Raw genomic sequence first — 18,685 nt, 5'->3', positions numbered from 1 at the left:
GGAGGCTTCCGGACACAGGGACAGTCCTATTTTACACCATAAACCGGTCAATTTACAACCTCGGAGGCTGCAAAAGATGTTAGACGAAAAAGGCAGACTGTTTGGAAAGATCAACATTGTGGACCTGCTGGTCCTGATCCTGGTGGTATTGCTTGCCGCGGTGGTGGGTCTGAAGCTGCTGGGCAAGGGCGGCGTGCTCCCCGGCGCGGAGGGCGGCGCGGCTACCCTGACCTATACGGTCCAGGTCAACAACGTATACCCGGAGGTATATGACTCCATCGTGGAGTATGTGGAGCAGGAGGGCGGCGATCAGCTCATGGCCTCCGGCACCAAGCTCAACGGCTATGTGACCGATGTGGTGGCCAAGCCCCACGACAACAGCACCACCATCAACTCCGCCACTGGCGCGCTGACGCTGCCTCTGGCGGATAACCTGCTGGACCTGACCTTTACGGTGACCGTGCATGTGGCCAACAGCGCCACCAACGAAGTGGGCACCCAGGAGGTCCGCATCGGCAAGGCCCATACGCTCAAGACCACGCACTTTGAATTTGCCAACGGCATCATCACTAACTGCCAGTGGGACGAGGCGGCCTGATCGCAAGAGACAGAACGAGAGCAGGACGGGAGCGTTCCCGTCCTGCTTTTTTATCATTCGGAATCAGAAAAGGAGATAGCTATGCTTACGTGGCTCCTAGCGCTGGACGGCGCGATCCTCCTCTGGATCCAGGATTGGGTCCGCAATCCGATCCTGAACGCGTTTTTCTCCGTTTTCACCCATCTGGGGGACGCGGGCATGCTGTGGATCGCGCTGGCACTGGTCTTTGCGTGTATCCCCAGGACCCGGAGAGCGGGACTCTGTGCGCTGACGGCCCTTCTGCTGGGCCTGCTGTGCACCAATGTGGTGCTCAAGCACCTGGTGGAACGCACCCGGCCCTGGCTGGCGGTGGAGGGGCTGGTCCCTCTGATCGCAGAGGGAGACCCCAATTCCTTCCCGTCGGGGCACACCACAGCGGCCTTTGCCGCGGGCGTGGTGTGGTGGAAGAGCCTGCCCTGGCCCTGGGCAAGGGCAGGTGCGCTGGTGCTGGCGGTGCTGATGGGCTGCTCCCGCCTGTATGTGGGGGTCCATTTCCCCAGTGACGTGCTGGCCGGCGCCGTGGTGGGCACCCTGTGCGCCCTGTGTGCCATGGCCCTGTGGCGGCGCGTGGCAGACCGGAGAAGAAACCGCATCTGAAAAAAGCGGGTACGATTTTAAGATCGTACCCGCTTTTCTGTCCCTTCGCATATAAAAAAACCCACAGGCAGAGCCTGTGGGGGGTCCCGCAGAAGCCGTGTGGACTCCTTTAAAACCTGCACGTAATTGGCAGGTGGGTTGTCTCCACAGCGCTTCCTTGCTTCCAACTTCCAGTGACCCACAAAGGGGGCCGGGAGGCCTGCAATCCACGCCGTGAGGGCGACATCCCGTTTCAGAGATGTGGGTTTAAATAAAGCCCATCACGCACCCCGCAGGAAAAATTCAGAAAAAATTCAGAATTGGTAAGGCGGAGGTTACTCCTCTTCGTCCTCGAAGAGCTCCTGCATCACCAATTCATAGACGGCGTCCAGCTCTTCCTGGCTGTCCAGCGTGGCCAGCTGATCCTCGCCGTCCACGTTGATGACCTTGAGGATGACCAGACCGTCGTCCTCGCTCTCTTCCGGCTCTTCCGTGTCCTCATCGGCCTCGGTAACCGTCAAAAAGGCCATATAGACCGTGCCTTCGTGCTCGATCGTCGTGCAGTATTCCAGTTCGAATTCATTGCCCTCCTCATCGGTCAGGGTAATGAACTCACCGCCAAATTCCTCGCTCATGGCTTCACCGCTTTCTATGGTTTGTGGTCCCCGGAGGGGGAGGCCGTACAAAACGCCAGAGCGATTTGCTGCCGTACCTATTGTAACCCGAAGCAGGATAAATTGCAAGATAGGAGTCCGCAAATTTTTTTGAGATTCTAAAAATAGGAAATAAAGGGATAATATAGGGTGGACAACTGGCGCACCTATGCTATAATATTCGGGTACCTGTGACGAAGTCACCCATACCATGGCAGCCGGCCGCAGGATGCGGTGGGGCTGGCCGACCGATACCGGAGGTGTCACTTTGGCAAGAACAACGAATCCCAACGACGACCGGTGCGTGCGGGGGAGCGGAGGACATACGGCGCGAACCGTCCTCAAGGGGATCGGGACGTTGTTCCTGATCGGGCTCGTGACCTGTGCGTTCCTGGCCTGCTTTGCGGCGGTTTATATCACGACGGAGATCCTGCCCAACGCCCATGTGGATGCACAGGCCTATTCCACGGCGCTGGCCAGTACGATCTATTACACCGACAAGGAGACCGGACAGCCGGTGGAGCTCCAGTCCCTCTACGGGACGGAAAACCGGGTGTGGATCCCCTATGAGGAGATCCCGGAGGATCTGATCAACGCCACCATCGCCATTGAGGACCGGCGCTTTTACAAGCACAACGGCGTGGACTGGGTGCGTACCGCCCGGGCGGTGCTGAGCATGATGACCGGCGAGGACATTCAGGGCGGCTCCACCCTGACCCAGCAGCTGCTCAAAAATATGACCGACTATGACGATGTCACCGTCAAGCGCAAGATCCTGGAGATCTTCCGGGCGCTGGATTTTGAAAAATACCACACCAAGGAAGAGATCCTGGAGCTCTATCTGAACTATATCTACCTGGGGCAGAAGTGCTACGGTGTGTCCACGGCCGCGGAGAACTATTTCGGCAAGGATGTGCGGGAGCTCTCCCTGGCCGAGTGTGCCAGCCTCATCAGCATTACCAACAACCCCTCCATGTATAACCCCTATCTGCATCCGGAAAACAATGCCAACCGGGCGCTGAACGTGCTCAACGCCATGCTGGAGCAGGAGAAGATCAGCCAGGCCGAGTACGACGAGGCGGCCGCCCAGGTCAAGGCCGGACTGAACTTCACCAAGGGGGAGGATGAGGAGAACGAAAATACCACCAATGTGCTCAGCTGGTATGCCGAGCAGGTGGTGCGGGATGTGATCGACGACCTGGTGGAAGAGGGCGGCTACTCGAGAGAAGTGGCCAGCAACATGGTTTACAGCGGCGGACTCAAGATCTACTCCTGCATCGATCCGGACGTCCAGGAGGTGGTGGATGAGGTCTACCTCAACCGGGACAACCTTCCCCAGACCTCTTCCCGGGGCGAGCAGCTGGAGTCGGCCATCGTGGTGCTGGATCACGACGGAGACGTGGTGGCCATGGCCGGCGCCATGGGCGAAAAAACGGCCAATCAGGTGCTGAATATGGCCACTATGAGCAAGCGGCAGCCGGGCTCCTCCATCAAACCCCTCTCCGCCTACGCCCCGGCCATCGATCTGGGACTCATTACTCCCAACTCGGTCTTTGATGACACGCCGGTGATGGAGCTGAGCGGCTCTGCCTGGCCCTCCAACTCCTACGGCTACTACTGGGGCCGCGAGACGGTGAGCAAGGCGGTGGAGCAGTCGGCCAACACGGTCCCGGCCCGGGTGATCCAGGAAATGGGCATCGGACAGTCCATGGAGTACCTGGAGGACCACTTCCACATCAGCACGCTGGTCCACAGCGCGGAGAACAAGAAGAGCAACGACGAGGGCCTGGCCCAGCTCTCTCTGGGCGGTCTGACCGACGGCGCCCGGGTGATCGATATGGCCGCGGCCTACTCGGTCTTCCCCCGCAGCGGCGTGTATGTGGAGCCCCGCACCTACACCAAGGTGACCCGGGAGCAGGATGGCCAGGAAGTGGTCATTCTGGATAACACCCAGGAGGAGGAGAGTGCGGTCAAGTCCACCACGGCGTGGTATATCAACAGCATGCTCAAGAACGTCATCAAGAGCCCCAACGGGGTGGGGACCGGCCGGGAGGCCTACTTCAGCGGCATGACCATCGCCGGTAAGACGGGTTCCACCAACGACTACAAGGACCGCTGGTTCGTGGGCTACTCCCCCTATTATACGGCGGCCGTGTGGACCGGATACGCCCAGTATCCCGAGCGCATCAACAACGGCTCCACCAACCCGGCGGCCCAGATGTGGCGCAAGGTGATGGAGCCCATCCACCAGGGCCTGGAGAATAAGGACTTTGAGACGCCCGAGGGACTGGTGACCGTCAACATCTGTATCGACAGCGGCAAGCTGGCCGGTCCGAACTGTACGCTGGATCCCCGTGGGAACCGGGTGCAGGGCGCCTATTTCTTCAACGGCGACCAGCCCACCGAGCACTGTGACGTCCACACGCAGACCATTGAGGTCTGTAAGGACAGCCCCATCCTCAATTCCTCCGGAGAGAGCACCGGACTCTACCATGTGGCCGGAGAGTTCTGTCCCCGGGAGGGGAATGAGGCCGGGGTGGAACCCACGGTCGTCACCATCTCTCTGCCCAGCTTCGAGCGGGAGTCCTTCGGAAGAGGGGCCCGGGACGACGCCTACCGCCTGCAGAACGTACAGGCCCAGGGGACGTGCACCGTCCACACCCAGGAGCAGGAGAAGCCGACGGAATACGATCCGTCGACCTTCGATCCCATGGACCCCAGCACCTACCCGCCCGCGGACCTCTACCCGGATTTTGACCCCTATAACCCGGAGACGTGGCCGGTGGTGACACCGTCGCCCGAGCCCAGTACAGAGCCCACCGAGCCGGGCGGGGAGACGGAGGAGCCGGAAACCACACCCTCTCCGCCGCCCAGTGAAGAGGTGGCCCCTCCGGCAGACGCCCAGTAATCGAATAGTGCAACAAAAGCCCTCCGCGGCCCGGCTGCTTCAGCCGGAAGGCGGAGGGCTTTGTTATTTCCAGAGGTGGACCAGACCTCGGTCGTGGAGCTCCTTGAGCATGACGGCGGCCATGGGCAGGAAGATCATGCCCGCCGCCCCCCACAGGATAAAGCCGGTATACATGGCGAGCAGGGCGGCCAGAGGGGGGAGACCCGAGCCCTTTCCCACCAGCTTGGGCTCCAGGATGCTGCGGGTGAGAAAGAGCACGCCGTAGAGGAGGAGCAGTCCCAGCGCCAGGGAGGTTTGCCCCCGCAGCAGGGAGAGCAGCGCCCAGGGCAGCAGGACAATCCCCACGCCGAAGACCGGCAGGGCGTCCAGCAGTGCCGTGAAGCCGGCGGCCAGAATGGCCAGATCCACCCCCAGGAGCAGAAAGCCCACCGTGAGCAGACACAGCGTGACCAGCATGAGACACCCCTGTGCCCGCAGCCAGCCGGTCATGGCATCCCGCACCGCACCCACCATATGCCGCAGGCGGGTGCGGAAGCGAGCCGGGACCTGACGCCAGAAGAACGCGTGCAGGCGGGACCGGTCGGCGCTGATGAGGCAGGTGGCCAGTGCGGTGGTAAAGAGAAAGAGGCCCCACTGGGGCAGGGCGGAGGCCCCGTGGGCCAGCCAGGTCCCCAATAGGCCCGAGGCGTCCCCCAGCAGACGCATTCCCTGGTCCTCCAGCGCTTCCATCCCGCCCCGCAGGGTCTCCTGAAGGGGGATGGGGGCTGCGATGAGGAAGCGCTCCGCCCAGCGCCGGACCCCGCCCAGCCAGCCGGTAAAGGCCGAGAGGAGCTGGGGCGTCTTTTGGAGGAGCACGGCGCACTCCGTTCCCAGCCGCCACACCAGCAGGCCCAGGCCCCCGGCCAGCAGAAGGAAGAAGACCAGGGTACACAGCGCCGCGGCCAGGAAGCGGGGGAGCCTTCCGCGCCGGGTGAGAAAGGCCACGGGCCCTTCCAGCAGGGCGGCGCAGAGGAGGGCCAGCAAAAAGGGCAGCAGGCAGGGAAGTACGATGGGAAGCAGAAACCAGAGTCCTCCCAGCACAAGGATGGCCTGTAAGACGCGGACAGGAATCAGGGGCGAAGGCGGCGGGTGCATGGGGGTCCTCCTTTCCAGCGGTGTGGTTATTTTGACGAAAAAGTGGGGATGATAGACTGTAAAACTGTTGGCTTTCACGCGAAATCGGCGGTTGATTGTCGCAGTTTACTGTGCTAAAATGATAACAATTCGATGAACAATTGCTTTTCGGAGAAGGACATTGAGGAGGGATTGACGTTGAGCAAGACACCGAATTATTTTATCGTGGAGGCCGGAGCGCTGCCTGAGATTTTCCTCAAGGTGGCGGAAGCCAAGCGCCTTCTGGAGACTGGCGAGGTGGATACTGTCAACGCCGCGACCCGCCGTGTGGGGATCAGCCGCAGCGCGTTTTATAAATATAAGGATGCGGTACGGCCCTTCAACGATATGCTCCACGGGCGTATCGTCACCTTCCAGATCCTGCTGAAGGATGAGCCGGGCGTACTCTCGGCAGTCCTCAATATCTTTGCCCAGAGCGGCGGGAATATTCTGACCATCAATCAGGGGATCCCGGTCAACGGCTGCGCGGCCGTGACCATCGGCGCGGAGACGTCGGGCCTGCAGCTCTCTCTGGAGGAGCTGCTGGCGCAGGCGCTCAACGTGGAGGGTGTGGTGCGCTGCGAGATTCTGGCCGGCTGAGCAGAGAGGAAGAGAACGAAATGATACATGTGGCAATTCTGGGTTACGGCGTGGTGGGGTCCGGCGTGGCGGAGGTCCTGCACGAAAACGCCGGGGCCATTGGCCGCCGGGCGGAAGAGGAGATCGGCGTCAAATATATCCTGGTGCGCCGGGATTATCCGGACAGCCCCTTCCGGGACCGGATGGTCCGGGACTTTTCCCGGATTGAGCAGGATCCCCAGGTGGAAGTGGTGGTCGAGGTCATGGGCGGCACCGGCGCGGCCAAAGAGTACACGGAGCGGGCACTGCGGGCCGGGAAGAGCGTGGTGACCGCCAACAAGGAGCTGGTGGCCGAGCACGGGTATGAGCTGCTCCAGCTGGCCCGGGAGCACGGCGCGCGCTATCTCTTTGAGGCCAGCGTGGGCGGGGGCATCCCCATTATCCGACCGCTGAGCCAGTGCCTGGCGGCCAATGAGATCGAGGAGATCACGGGCATCCTCAACGGGACCACCAACTATATCCTGACCCGGATGATCCGGGGCGGGCTCTCCTTTGAAGCGGCCCTGAAAGAGGCCCAGGACAACGGCTATGCCGAGGCAGATCCCACCGCCGACATCCAGGGCCATGACGCCTGCCGGAAGATCTGCATTCTCGCCTCCCTGGCCTTTGGACGGCATATCTATCCCCGGCAGGTCCCCACACAGGGGATCACAGAGCTGACCGGGGCCGACGTGGCCTATGCCGGGAGCGCCGGATACCGCTGGAAGCTGCTGGGCCGGGCCATCCGGCAGGCGGACGGGCGTCTGTGCATCTATGTGGCGCCCCACCTGGTGGAGGAGGAAAACCCGCTCTCCGGTGTGGAGGATGTGTTCAACGCCATCACCGTGAAGGGAAACGCGGTGGGCGATGTGATGTTCTACGGCCGTGGGGCCGGAAAGCGACCCACCGCCTCCGCGGTGGTGGCCGACGTGATGGACGTGGCCAAACACCGGAAGGGCCCGGGGGAGCTGTCCTGGGCGCCCGGGGGTGAGGATACGGTGGCCCCGGCCGATGCGCTGGAGAGCCGCTGGTATGTCCGTCTGGCGGAGGCCGCCGCCCTCCCCGAAGGGGTGCAGGAGCTCACGCGTCCGGACGCCCCGGCAGGCGAGCGGGCCTTCCTCACCGGCGCCATGAGCGGCGCGCAGCTGCGGGAGAGCCTGTCCGGATTCGGACGGGTCGTTCTGGCTCAGCGGGTGCTGGACTGACGGCTCGGGGGAGCAGAACATAAGATAGTGAGAGGAAGGGGGCCGCTCCGGCCGCCGTTCCTTCCGAGCGGACAACGCTCCACTCTGAAGTTTTAGGGGGTACATAGATACCATGGGATTGATTGTACAGAAATTCGGCGGCTCCTCAGTCGCCGATGCGGATAAGATCCGCAATGTGGCGCGTATCATCACGGAGACCTACCGCCGGGGCCACAATGTGGTGGCCGTCCTCTCGGCCCAGGGGGACACCACCGACGATCTGATCGCCAAGGCGGCGGAGATCAACCCGAAGGCCTCCAAGCGGGAGATGGATATGCTCCTCTCCACCGGAGAGCAGATCTCCTGTTCCCTGTGCGCCATGGCCATTGAGGCCATGGGCTATCCGGTCGTCTCTCTGACCGGGTGGCAGGCCGGGATGAAGACCAACTCCGCTTACAGCAACGCCCGCATCAAGCGCATCGGGCCCGAGCGCATCCTGGCCGAGCTGGACCGCAGAAGCATCGTGATCGTCACCGGCTTCCAGGGCGTGAACAAGTACGACGACATCACCACACTGGGCCGGGGCGGGTCGGATACCTCTGCCGTGGCTCTGGCCGCCGCCCTCCATGCGGATCTGTGTCAGATCTACACCGACGTGGACGGTGTCTATACCGCCGATCCCCGCCGGGTCAAGGGCGCGCGCAAACTGGATGAGATCACCTATGACGAGATGCTGGAGCTGGCCAGCCTGGGCGCCCAGGTCCTCCACAACCGATCGGTGGAAATGGCCAAGCGCTACAATGTCAATCTGGAGGTGCTCTCCAGCTTTTCCGGACAGCCTGGCACCAAAGTCAAGGAGGTTACTAAAAACATGGAAAAAGTATATGTCAGCGGCGTTGCCAAGGATACCGATATTGCCCGTGTGGCCATCATTGGCCTGGCCGATGAGCCGGGTATTGCCTTTAAGATCTTCTCCATGCTGGGGAAGGAAAATATCAACGTCGATATCATTCTCCAGTCCATCGGCCGCGACCAGACCAAGGATATCAGCTTCACCGTCGGCCATGGGGACATGGAGCGGGTCCGGGAGCTGCTGGAGGAGCGCAAGTCCGCCCTCCACTACGATCACGTGGACATCGTGGACACCGTGGCCAAGATCTCCATTGTGGGCGCCGGCATGGTAAACAACGCCGGTGTGGCCTCCCAGATGTTTGAGGCCCTGTACAGCGCGGGCGTCAACATCAACATGATCTCCACGTCCGAGATCAAGATCTCGGTGCTGGTGAACAAGAACGAGGCCGACCGGGCGGTCCAGGCGATCCACGACCGCTTCTTCTCCCAGTTCGGAAGCCACAACTAAATCGATACAGCAGAAAAAGAGCCCGGACGGCATAGCCGTCCGGGCTCTCAGCGTGTCGGAGCAATGTTTGGATATCTGTGAAGATCACAGACAGCGGCGGTAGGTGCGGGTGATCTTCCGGAGGCGGGTGGACACGTCCGGGTTGAAGGCGGCCTCCCGCACCCGCCAGCTCCAGTTCTGGGGCCCCATGGTGCCGGGGGCGTTCATCCGGGCGTCGGAGCCCAGGCCCAGCAGGTCCTGCATGGGGACCATGGCCAGGCGGGAGGGAGAGGCCCAGGCCCCGCACACGGCCCCCCAGCCGAAGCCCTCGTCCCCCCGGAGACGGAGGTAGTTGGAGGCATACTCCCGCTCGGCGGCGCTGGACTCCTCAAAGAGCCACTGGACAAAGGTGGGGGTGTCGTGGGTGCCGGTGTAGATGATGGAATTGGGCGGACAGTTGTGGGGCAGATAGGAGCTCTCCCCCACCGGATCAAAGGCGTAGATCAGGATCTTCATGCCGGGCAGGCCGCTCTGGGCGATAAAGGCCCGGACCTCGTCGTCCAGGTCGCCCAGGTCCTCGGCGATGAGATGGAGCCCGGGGATGGCCGAGAGGAGCTCCACCAGCTCCAGACCGGGGCCGGGCTCCCAGTGGCCGGCCTTGGCGGTGGGTGCATCCAGGGGAATGGACCAATAGGTGTGGAAGGCGCGGAAGTGGTCGATGCGCACCACGTCGTAGAGCCGGGCCATCTGCTCTCCCCGGCGGCGCCACCAGGCATAGCCGGTGGAGCGGTGATAGTCCCAGTCGTAGAGGGGGTTGCCCCAGTGCTGGCCCTCGTCGCTGAAGGCGTCCGGGGGCACGCCCGCCACGGCAGTTGGGTGGAAGTCCTCGTCCAGCTGGAAGAGGGAGGGGTTGGCCCAGACCTCCGCCGAGTCGGGAGAGACGTAGATGGGCAGGTCGCCAATGATGGAGATTCCCCGCTCGTTGGCGTAGCGCTTGAGGGCGTCCCACTGGCGGAAAAAGAGGAATTGCAGGAACGCATGGTAGGAGATCTCTTCGGCCAGGGCCTCCCGCAGGGGGGCGAGGGCCTCGGGCTGGCGGGTACGCACTTCCCGGGGCCAGTCCTTCAGCTCGGCGCCGCCGAAATGGCCCCGCAGAGCCAGGAAGAAGGCAAAGTCGGGCAGCCAGTCGGCCTCCTCCTCCAGGAAGCGGTCCAGCTCCTGGGCATAGCGGGTCCGGCCCCGTTCCCACGCCTTGCGGAGCAGGGCAGGGCGCTTCATGTGGAGCCAGGGGTAATCCACCCGGTCGGGATTGGGATACTGGGATTCACTCAGCTCCTGGGCGGTGAGCAGGCCGTCCTGGGCCAGGGTCTCCAGATCCAGGAAAAAGGGGTTGCCCGCAAAGGAGGAGGGGGACATATAGGGGGAGTCCCCTCCGCCCGGAGGGACCAGAGGGAGGATCTGCCAGTAATGCTGTCCGGCGTCACAGAGAAAATCCACAAAGCGGCGGGCCTTGGCCCCCAGGGTCCCGATACCGTAATCGCCGGGAAGGGACGAGATAGGGAGCAGGATGCCGCTGGAGCGGTAAGTGAGCATCGTATGACCTCCAATCGTGCGGCCGGAGGGCCGCAGGTTCTGCTCCATTATAGAGCGGCGGCGCGGAGGCTGTCAAGAAAGCCCGGCGGGGATGCCGCCCTCCTCCAACGTGCTGCGGATGGCGTCCAGGACCCCGTCGGCGTCCTCGCATAGGACCAGCAGGCAGGTGCCGTCGGTCAGGGTCTCCACCCGGGCATCCTCGGCGATGGCGTACTGGTCGGCCAGATAGAACTCAAAATTGTTTTTCTGGGTCTCCACAAAGGAATCCAGCCCATCGCGGACCACATCCTCCCGCCCGTCGGCGGGGAGGATCAGGGCGATGCCATAGGCCTTGATGTTCATGGGGGAGACCGCCACGGCAAAGGACTCCAGGTCCTCCGGGGTGACCCCCAGAAGGGAGAGGAGCAGATCGGCCCGCTCGTCCTCTGGGTCGCTGAGGACCGGGAGGGCCTCGTTCGTCTCCTGGTCCCGGGCGCGCTCGATGGCGGAGCGGTAGAGCTGGGTGCGCTCCTCCGGGGAGAGGGAAGGGGCAGGGGAGGCCGAGCAGGAGCAGAGCAGGGCAGTGAGCAGCAGGATCGCAGGGATCAGGCGTGTATGGCGCAGTATCATGGTTCCAGACTCCTTTCGTTTGTAGCGGGGGATTGGGGTTCCAGGGCGAGGGCGCCCTCCCGCAGGACCAGCCGGACGGCCCCTCCGGCCTGGAGCGCGCCGGAGAGCAGAGCCTCGGCGGCGGGGTCCTCCACCCGGGCGCGGATGGCCCGGCGGAGGGGGCGCGCACCGTAGTCGGGGGCGAAGCCCTCCCGGGCCAGCTGTTCCAGGGCGTCCTCCTCCACGTGCAGGGAGACCCCCAGGCGGCCCAGCCGCTCACCCACGCCGTCCAGCATCCGGCGGGCGATGGTGCGGATCTGGTCCCGCTCCAGCTGGCGGAACACGATGGTGTCATCCAGCCGGTTGAGGAATTCCGGCCGGAAGACCCGCTTCAGGTCGCCCATCACGGCCTCTTTGAGCTCGGTCAGGGGGCGGGTCTCCCCGGAGGAGAGGGCCGACTGGAAGCCCAGCTTGCCGCCCTTGGCGGTGATGCGGGCGGCCCCCACGTTGGAGGTCATGACGATGACCGTGTTGCGGAAATCCGCCTTCCGGCCCTGGGTGTCGGTGACCACTCCGTCCTCGGTGATCTGGAGGAGGAGGCCCCAGACGTCCTCGTGGGCCTTCTCCAGCTCGTCAAAGAGGAGGACCGAGTAGGGACGCCGGCGCACCGCCTCGGTGAGCTGTCCCCCCTCGTCGTGGCCGATATAGCCAGGAGGGGAGCCGATCAGGCGGGAGACCGTGTGCCGCTCCATATACTCGGACATGTCGAAGCGGAGGAGGGCCTCTTCACTGCCGAAGAGGGCGGCGGCCAGGGCCTTGCAGAGCTCCGTCTTGCCCACGCCGGTGGGCCCCAGAAAGAGAAAGACCCCGATGGGACGGCCGGGCTCCTTCAGCCCCACCCGGCCCCGGCGCACCGCCCGGGCCACCGCCCGGACCGCCTCGTCCTGGCCGATCACCCGGCGGTGGAGCTCCCTCTCCAGGGCGAGGAGGCGGTCCTTTTCACTCTGGGTGAGGGAGGTGACGGGGACCCCCGTCCAGCGGGAGACCACCTGGGCCACATCCTCGGCGGTGACTTCCCCCACATTCTGTCCGCTGTGCCAGAGGGTGCGCTCCCGGTCCAGTTCCCGGCGGAAATCGCTCTCGGCGTCCCGGAGCATGGCGGCCTTTTCAAAATCCTGACTGCGGATGGCCTCCTCCTTCTCCCGTCGGGCCTGGGCCACCCGCTCCTCCAGCTCCCGCAGGTCGGCGGGCGCGGAGAGCCGCTCCAGACGCACCAGGGCGGCCGCCTCGTCCATCAGGTCGATGGCCTTGTCAGGAAGGCGGCGGTCGGCCAGATAGCGGATGGAGAGGGAGAGGGCCGCGTCCAGAGCCTCGTCGGAGATGCGCAGCTTATGGTGGGCCTCATACCGGCCCCGGATTCCCAGCAGGATGGAGCGGGCGGTGGCCTCGTCGGGCTCGGAGACGGTGACAGGCTGGAAGCGCCGCTCCAGCGCCGCGTCCTTTTCGATATAGCGGCGGTACTCGCTGGTGGTGGTGGCGCCGATGACCTGGATCTCCCCCCGGCCCAGGGCGGGCTTGATGATGTTGGCCGCGTCGATGGCGCCCTCGGCGGAGCCGGCCCCCACGATGGTGTGGAGCTCGTCAATGAAGAGAATGATGTTGCCCAGGCGCACCACTTCGCCCAGCAGCTGTTTGACCCGCTCCTCAAACTCGCCCCGGTATTTGGTGCCCGCCACCATGGAGGAGAGGTCCAGGGCCAGCAGACGCTTGCTGCGCAGCTCGTCGGGGACCTCCCCGGCGGCCAGGCGGCGGGCCAGGCCTTCGGCCACGGCGGTCTTGCCCACGCCGGGCTCTCCGATCAGGGCGGGATTGTTCTTGCGCCGGCGGGAGAGAATCTGGATCACCCGGTCGATTTCATCGTCCCGGCCCACCACCGGGTCCAGCAGGCCGCTGGCCGCCATGCGCGTCAGGTCCCGGGAGAACTGCTCCAGGAGCTTGCTGTCCCCGGCGCCGGTGTAATCGGGCTCGGATTTGGCCTTTCCGCCGCTGCGGAAGGGCGGGGGGAGCTCTCCTCCCATGGCCGCGGAGAGATCCCCCGCCAGACGCCGGGGGTCCTGCCCGCAGGCCGAGAGGACCCGGATGGCCACGCCCTCTCCCTCCTGGAGCAGGCCCAGCAGGAGGTGCTCCGTGCCCACGTAGTCCTGACCCAGCCGCCCGGCGTGGGCCAGGGCCAGCTCGATGATGTGCCGGAAGCGGGGGGTGAGCCCCTGGGAGGGGAGGGCCCCCGGTATCCCCGAGCCCACCGCACGCAGGATGGCGGTGCGGATGGTCTCGGCCTCCAGTCCCGCGCTCTGGAGGACCCGGGCGGCCACGCCCCCGCCCTCCCGCAGCAGTCCAAGCAGGAGATGCTCCGTACCCACATAGCCGTGCCCCAGCTCCGCGGCGCTCTCCTGGGCCAGACGCAGAGCGGTCTGGGCCCGCTGGGTAAAATTCACGTCGTTCAAACGATCACCTCGTTTTGCGGAGAATCGGAATCTCCGGGTTCTTTTTTGGATCGGCCCCATGGTAACGCCTCTTTCCTCAGTAAAATTCGATCGCACAAAAGCTGGAAATTCTGCCATCCAAAAATATACCCAGTATTCTGTGAATTTAGCATTGCAATTTTAAAAATTCGTGTTACAATGTGGTTAGTTTAAGTTTGGAGGTGTTACCTATGGCATATGTGATTAGCGGCGATTGCGTGAGCTGCGGCTCCTGCGCTGGCGCCTGCCCCGTGTCCGCCATCCACGAGGGTGACGAGCACTACGAGATCGACGCCGGTTCCTGCATCGACTGCGGTACCTGCGCTGATACCTGCCCCGTCGGAGCGATCTCCCAGGGCTAATCGTCTCATCTGAGAACTGAAAAACAGGGACCCGTCTTAGACGGGTCCCTGTTTTTGTGTTTGCATGAAATACATTTGTTTACAACGGGGCGGAAATCCTGTATACTACCATCATGTAAACTCATGCGTATTCCAGAGAGAAAAAGGAGGAGCGAGCATGAAGCAGCTCAAGAGCAGGGACCTGCTGCTGGTAGGATTCACCCTGTTTTCCATGTTTTTTGGGGCGGGAAATTTGATTTTTCCGCCCAATATTGCGGCTCAGGCCGGGACCATGACCTGGTTTGCCATGCTGGGTATGACCCTGAGCGCGGTGGGCCTTCCGGTATTGGGCATCATCGCGGTGGCCCGCTCGGGGGGACTGGACGTCCTGGGCGGCCGGGTCCACCCCCTGTTCGCAAAGGTCTTTACGGTGATCGCCTACCTGGCCATCGGCCCCTGTCTGGCCATTCCCCGTACCGCCAGCACGTCCTTTGAGATGGCGGTGCCCCCCTTTGTGGGCGGAGACGCCCCCATTGCGGTCTATCAGCTGATCTACTCCCTGGTGTTTTTCGTCCTGGCCCTCATTGTGGCCCTGCGGCCGGAAAAGCTCACCGACCGGCTGGGCAAGATCATGTGTCCCATCCTCATCGCCCTGATCGTCATCACCTTTGTGGGATGCGTGATCAATCCGCTGGAGGGATACGGCGCGGCCGGCGCGGGCTATGAGACCCCGGTCCAGGCCGTCTCCACCGGCTTTTTAGCGGGATACAACACCATGGATACCATCGCGGCGCTGGTCTTCGGCATTATCATCAGCCTGAACATCCGCGCCCGGGGCGTGGAGGAGGACCGCGCCGTGGTCCGCGGAGCGGTCCGGGCAGGCATCATCGCGGGTGTGCTGCTCTTTGTGATCTACTCCATGCTGGCCCACATCGGCGCCCTCTCGGGCGGCGCCTTCCCCAATCCGGAGAACGGGGCCCAGGCGCTGACCAACATCGTGGCCGCCCTGTTCGGACGGCTGGGCAACGTGCTGCTGGCGGCCATCTTCGTCATCGCCTGCTTCAATGTGTGCGTGGGCCTGATCTGCTCCTGCGGCGAGTATTTCAACAGCATCTGCCCCAAGCTCTCCTACCGGGCCTGGGCGGTCCTCTTTGCGGTGGTGAGCATGGTTCTGGCCAACGCGGGACTCAACCAGATCCTGGCCGTCTCCGGGCCGGTGCTCAATATGATCTATCCGGTGGTCATCATGCTCATCCTGCTGGCCTATGCCCAGCCCTGGCTGGAGGGACGGCGGATGGTGTACCCCATGACCATCCTCTTCACCGGGGTGGCCAGCATCCTCTTTGAGGTGCAGCGCCTTTTGAAGCTGGAGGTCTTGAACGGAATGCCGCTGGCCGAGCTGAATCTGGGCTGGATCCTGCCAGCCGCCGTGGGCGTGATCGTGGGCCTGATCCTGTCCGGCAAAAAAGCGGAAGCGTAATTTAGGAGGAGAACGGAAATGCATCACGACGGTCACTGCGGCTGCGGCCATGACCACAGCCATACCCATACCCACGACTGCGGGTGCGGGCACGAACATGGACCTGCACAGGGGGAGCTGACCCCCGCTATGGAGGACTTTCTTCACCATCTGCACCACCATCACTTCCTTCCGGTGGCCCGCTTTCTGGTGGAGAGCAGCGTGGAGGAGGATTTCTGCGCCGTGGCCCTTGCCCCGGTCTATCTCCGCGCGCCCGACGAGAGCATGGAGTCGGTGAAAGAGACGGCGGCCATGCTGCTGGAGCTGGAAAAGATGGGCTATCTCACCCTGGATTACGATTATCCTCTTGACAGATACTCATATAAAGAGTATAAAGAATCTGAGCTTTATGCCTATTTCTGCCGGACGGTGGCGGAGGGAACAGGACGAGCCGGATTCCTGGGTGACCGACCTGTGCTGGAACTGGGCAGTATCGCTCCCACATAAACAGATTGGAAGGAAGGATACTCCATGGAACAGCTCATTCGCAATGCCGTCATCGTGACGGTGGACCCGCAGCGCCGCATTCTCTGGGACGGAGCCATCCTGGTTCGGGATGACCGCATCGCCGATCTTGGTCCCAGCGCTGAGCTGAACGCCAAATACCCTGCCCCCGACCGCGTCGTGGACGCGGGAGGAAAGGTGATCTTCCCTGGCTTTATCGACAACCACACCCACCTCTTCCAGACCCTGCTCAAGGGCATCGGAGACGACATGGAGCTGAGCGACTGGCTCTCCCATATGATGTTCCCTGCGGCGGTCTACCTGGAGGCGGAGGACACATACCATGCCGCCATGCTGGGCCTGTCTGAAGCACTGCACAGCGGCGTGACCACCACGGTGGATTACATGCACTGCCACAGCAAGGGCGGACTGACCGACGGGATCTGCCGCGCGGTGAAGGACCTGGGCGTGCGCGGCATCGTGGGCCGCGGCACCATGGACACCGGCGTGGAGTACGGCACCTGCCCCGACCTGTGCGAGAAGGTGGCCGACGTGGAGGCCGATCTCCACCGGCTGTTCCGCACCTATCACAATACCGAAAACGGCCGCCTGAAGATCTGGGCCGCTCCGTCCTCCATGTGGTCCAACTCGGATGAGATGCTGAAGATGCAGTGGCGCGTGGTCAATGAATACGGCGCGGGCTTTACCGTCCATGTGTCCGAGACGGAGTATGCCCGCATGGCCACCGAGTGGGTCCACGGGTGCAACGACGTGGATCTGCTGAAGAAGCTGAACATCCTGGGCCCCAACGTGCTCATGGTCCACTGCTGCTGGGTCAATGAGCAGGATATGGAGCTGATGAAGCGGTACGACATGAAGGTGTCCCACGATGTCTGCTCCAACATGTACCTGGCCGACGGCGTGGCTCCGGTGCCCGAGATGCTGCGCAAGGGCCTGACCGTGGGCCTGGGCCTGGACGGCGCGGCCAGCAACAACGCCCAGGATATGATCGAGCTGATGAAGTGCACCGCCCTCCAGCACAAGGTCAAGACCCTGGATCCCATGGCGGTCACCGCCGAGAAGGTGCTGGAGATGGCCACCATCGACGGCGCCCGCTCCATCGGCATGGAGGAGGAGATCGGCTCCATCGAGGTGGGCAAGAAGGCCGATCTGGTCTTCTTCGACCCGGCGGCCAGCCAGAAGTCCACCCCCATGCACAACCCCGTCTCCACCCTGGTGTACTCCTCCGGGATGCAGAACATCACCGATGTGATGGTGGATGGACGCATGGTGCTGGAGAGCGGCCATCTGACCACCGCCAGCGACGAGAGCATCATCGCCAATGGCCAGCGCGCCGCCGAGGGCCTGTGCCGCCGCGGCAAGATCACCAACCGGGGCGAGGGCCACAAGTGGGAGAGCTTCAAGACCAGAGCCCAGGAGAACGGATCCTTCTGAGAGAAAGAACTACCCCCAGACCTACACGGGTCTGGGGGTAGTTTGCTGCAAGAGAGAAGATCAGATGGAGAGCTGTTCCAGCAGGAAGCGGCCGATGCTCTCCATGGCCTCGTTGGCCCGCTTGAGGGGGAACATCTGAAAGACGTGCCACATACCGCTCCACACCTCCAGGCGGCAGGGGATGCCGGCCGCCACCAGCCGGTCCCGCAGGCGGACCGAGTCGGAGAGCAGAATCTCGTGGGTGCCCGCCTGGATGAGGACAGGCGGAAAGCCGGAGAAATCCCCGAACAGGGGGGAGAGGTAGGGGGAGGTCCAGTCCTCCCCCCGGGCATAGGCCCCCCGGACGGCCTGGATATACTCCAGCGTGAGGGAGGGGTCCAGCTCGGCCCGCTCCTGATAGGAGCGCCCGCTGGCCGTCATATCGGTCCAGGGGGACATGAGGATGAGGGAGGCGGGGAGCCTGCGCCCCATGGCCTTGAGCCGGTGGGTGAGCACCAGGGCCAGATTCCCGCCCGCCGAGTCTCCGGCCACCACGATGTCCCGGGCACCGTAGCCCAGGTACATCAGGTGGTCCCAAGCCCGGATGGCGTCCTCCACCGCGGCGGGATAGGGGTGCTCCGGAGCCAGGCGGTATTCAAAGGAGAGGACCTCATACCCGGTGACCGCCGCCAGCTTGGAGGCGATGGGGCGGGAATAGCCCAGATTGCCGCTGGTATAGCCTCCGCCGTGGCAGTAGAGGATGGCGTGGCGGCGGTCGTGGCCCCGGTTGGGCCGGACCCAGGCCGCATTCATGCCGGAGAGGGAGAAGGGCTCCCAGCTCATCCCGGCCATGGGGGCGGCCAGGCGGCCCAGGACCTCCTGCCCCTTGCGCTGGCGCTCCAGATCCTCCGGGTCCATGGACTCGGGAGAGGTGGCGGTGTGGATGGCCTTGAGGGCCTTCATCATGCCGGTCAGGCGCCGCTGCTCGGCCCGCCGGGATTCGGAGCGGGCCCGGTCGGATTTGGAGAAGAGCATGGTTCGTTTCATGGACACAGGTCCTCCTTGTACGTGGGAGCTTGTGATATAGAAAAAGAGGTAATAGACGCTTTGCGGGTATTATACCACAGAAGGGGGAGGCGTAACAGTACCAAACCTCCCTTCGTCCAATTCCCCTTGT

Annotated in this window: 16 protein-coding genes and 1 other RNA gene; 10 read left to right on the top strand and 7 right to left on the bottom strand. The window is 63.5% G+C overall.

Annotated elements, in window-relative coordinates:
* Positions 1 to 76 precede the first annotated feature (76 nt).
* Positions 77 to 598 (top strand): DUF4330 family protein, encoded by a 522-nt coding sequence (locus tag H8S34_RS08860; RefSeq protein ID WP_101692691.1) that lies wholly within the window; start codon positions 77 to 79, stop codon positions 596 to 598.
* An 81-nt stretch (positions 599 to 679) separates the two neighbouring features.
* Positions 680 to 1,234, top strand: coding sequence for a phosphatase PAP2 family protein (locus H8S34_RS08855; protein ID WP_186963749.1), 555 nt, complete (start codon positions 680 to 682; stop codon positions 1,232 to 1,234).
* A 79-nt stretch (positions 1,235 to 1,313) separates the two neighbouring features.
* On the opposite strand, the gene ssrS is transcribed toward H8S34_RS08855, so the two are convergent.
* A non-coding RNA gene (ssrS, locus tag H8S34_RS08850) (6S RNA) lies at positions 1,314 to 1,515 on the bottom strand.
* 33 nt (positions 1,516 to 1,548) lie between these two features.
* The gene (locus H8S34_RS08845; RefSeq protein ID WP_101692693.1) at positions 1,549 to 1,848 is read right to left on the bottom strand and encodes a DUF1292 domain-containing protein; all 300 of its coding nucleotides are present in this window, start codon (positions 1,846 to 1,848) and stop codon (positions 1,549 to 1,551) included.
* A gap of 286 nt (positions 1,849 to 2,134) precedes the next feature.
* On the opposite strand from H8S34_RS08845, the gene H8S34_RS08840 reads away from it, so the two are divergent.
* Positions 2,135 to 4,774, top strand: coding sequence for a transglycosylase domain-containing protein (locus tag H8S34_RS08840; RefSeq protein ID WP_186963748.1), 2,640 nt, complete (start codon positions 2,135 to 2,137; stop codon positions 4,772 to 4,774).
* A gap of 63 nt (positions 4,775 to 4,837) precedes the next feature.
* Here the strand turns inward: H8S34_RS08840 and ytvI are convergent, their stop codons facing one another.
* Positions 4,838 to 5,908, bottom strand: coding sequence for a sporulation integral membrane protein YtvI (gene ytvI, locus H8S34_RS08835; RefSeq protein WP_101692695.1), 1,071 nt, complete (start codon positions 5,906 to 5,908; stop codon positions 4,838 to 4,840).
* A gap of 177 nt (positions 5,909 to 6,085) precedes the next feature.
* Between ytvI and H8S34_RS08830 the strand changes: the two genes are divergently transcribed.
* From H8S34_RS08830 to H8S34_RS08820, 3 genes are all read left to right on the top strand, one after another.
* Positions 6,086 to 6,526, top strand: a complete 441-nt coding sequence (locus H8S34_RS08830; RefSeq protein ID WP_101692696.1) for an ACT domain-containing protein — start codon at positions 6,086 to 6,088, stop codon at positions 6,524 to 6,526.
* Positions 6,527 to 6,546: 20 nt separating this feature from the next.
* Entirely contained in the window at positions 6,547 to 7,749 is a 1,203-nt protein-coding gene (locus H8S34_RS08825) for a homoserine dehydrogenase (RefSeq protein ID WP_101692697.1), read from the top strand.
* A 112-nt stretch (positions 7,750 to 7,861) separates the two neighbouring features.
* Positions 7,862 to 9,088: an aspartate kinase gene (locus H8S34_RS08820; protein ID WP_101692698.1), complete on the top strand. Its 1,227-nt coding sequence runs from the start codon at positions 7,862 to 7,864 to the stop codon at positions 9,086 to 9,088.
* A gap of 84 nt (positions 9,089 to 9,172) precedes the next feature.
* Here H8S34_RS08820 and malQ read toward each other — a convergent pair whose 3' ends face one another.
* The 3 genes from malQ to H8S34_RS08805 all read right to left on the bottom strand — a co-directional run bounded on the left by malQ (position 9,173) and on the right by H8S34_RS08805 (position 13,752).
* Positions 9,173 to 10,660 carry a 4-alpha-glucanotransferase gene (malQ, locus tag H8S34_RS08815; RefSeq protein ID WP_186963747.1) on the bottom strand — a complete coding sequence of 496 codons (1,488 nt, stop codon included), beginning with the start codon at positions 10,658 to 10,660 and terminating at the stop codon, positions 9,173 to 9,175.
* 72 nt (positions 10,661 to 10,732) lie between these two features.
* On the bottom strand, positions 10,733 to 11,269 hold the full coding sequence (locus H8S34_RS08810; RefSeq protein ID WP_243207963.1) for a DUF4358 domain-containing protein: 537 nt from the start codon (positions 11,267 to 11,269) through the stop codon (positions 10,733 to 10,735).
* Positions 11,266 to 13,752: an ATP-dependent Clp protease ATP-binding subunit gene (locus tag H8S34_RS08805; protein WP_186963746.1), complete on the bottom strand. Its 2,487-nt coding sequence runs from the start codon at positions 13,750 to 13,752 to the stop codon at positions 11,266 to 11,268. Before H8S34_RS08805 ends, H8S34_RS08810 begins: the two co-directional genes overlap by 4 nt.
* Before the next feature lie 209 nt (positions 13,753 to 13,961).
* Here H8S34_RS08805 and fdxA point away from each other — a divergent pair, with 209 nt between their 5' ends.
* The 4 genes from fdxA (at position 13,962) to H8S34_RS08785 (ending at position 17,529) form a co-directional block, all read left to right on the top strand.
* Positions 13,962 to 14,132: a 4Fe-4S ferredoxin gene (gene fdxA / locus H8S34_RS08800; RefSeq protein WP_101692701.1), complete on the top strand. Its 171-nt coding sequence runs from the start codon at positions 13,962 to 13,964 to the stop codon at positions 14,130 to 14,132.
* Between the two features lie 157 nt (positions 14,133 to 14,289).
* Positions 14,290 to 15,591, top strand: coding sequence for a branched-chain amino acid transport system II carrier protein (gene brnQ, locus H8S34_RS08795; RefSeq protein ID WP_186963745.1), 1,302 nt, complete (start codon positions 14,290 to 14,292; stop codon positions 15,589 to 15,591).
* 18 nt (positions 15,592 to 15,609) lie between these two features.
* Positions 15,610 to 16,077: a hypothetical protein gene (locus H8S34_RS08790; RefSeq protein WP_186963744.1), complete on the top strand. Its 468-nt coding sequence runs from the start codon at positions 15,610 to 15,612 to the stop codon at positions 16,075 to 16,077.
* Positions 16,078 to 16,101: 24 nt separating this feature from the next.
* Positions 16,102 to 17,529, top strand: coding sequence for an amidohydrolase family protein (locus H8S34_RS08785; protein WP_186963743.1), 1,428 nt, complete (start codon positions 16,102 to 16,104; stop codon positions 17,527 to 17,529).
* Between the two features lie 60 nt (positions 17,530 to 17,589).
* Here the strand turns inward: H8S34_RS08785 and H8S34_RS08780 are convergent, their stop codons facing one another.
* A complete protein-coding gene (locus H8S34_RS08780; protein WP_186963742.1) occupies positions 17,590 to 18,555 on the bottom strand; it encodes an alpha/beta hydrolase in 966 nt (321 codons plus the stop codon).
* Between the last annotated feature and the right edge of the window lie 130 nt (positions 18,556 to 18,685).

Source organism: Pseudoflavonifractor hominis (genome assembly GCF_014288125.1).
GTDB classification, from domain to species: Bacteria; Bacillota; Clostridia; order Oscillospirales; family Oscillospiraceae; genus Pseudoflavonifractor_A; species Pseudoflavonifractor_A gallinarum.
This window is presented reverse-complemented; position numbering and strand designations above follow the sequence as displayed.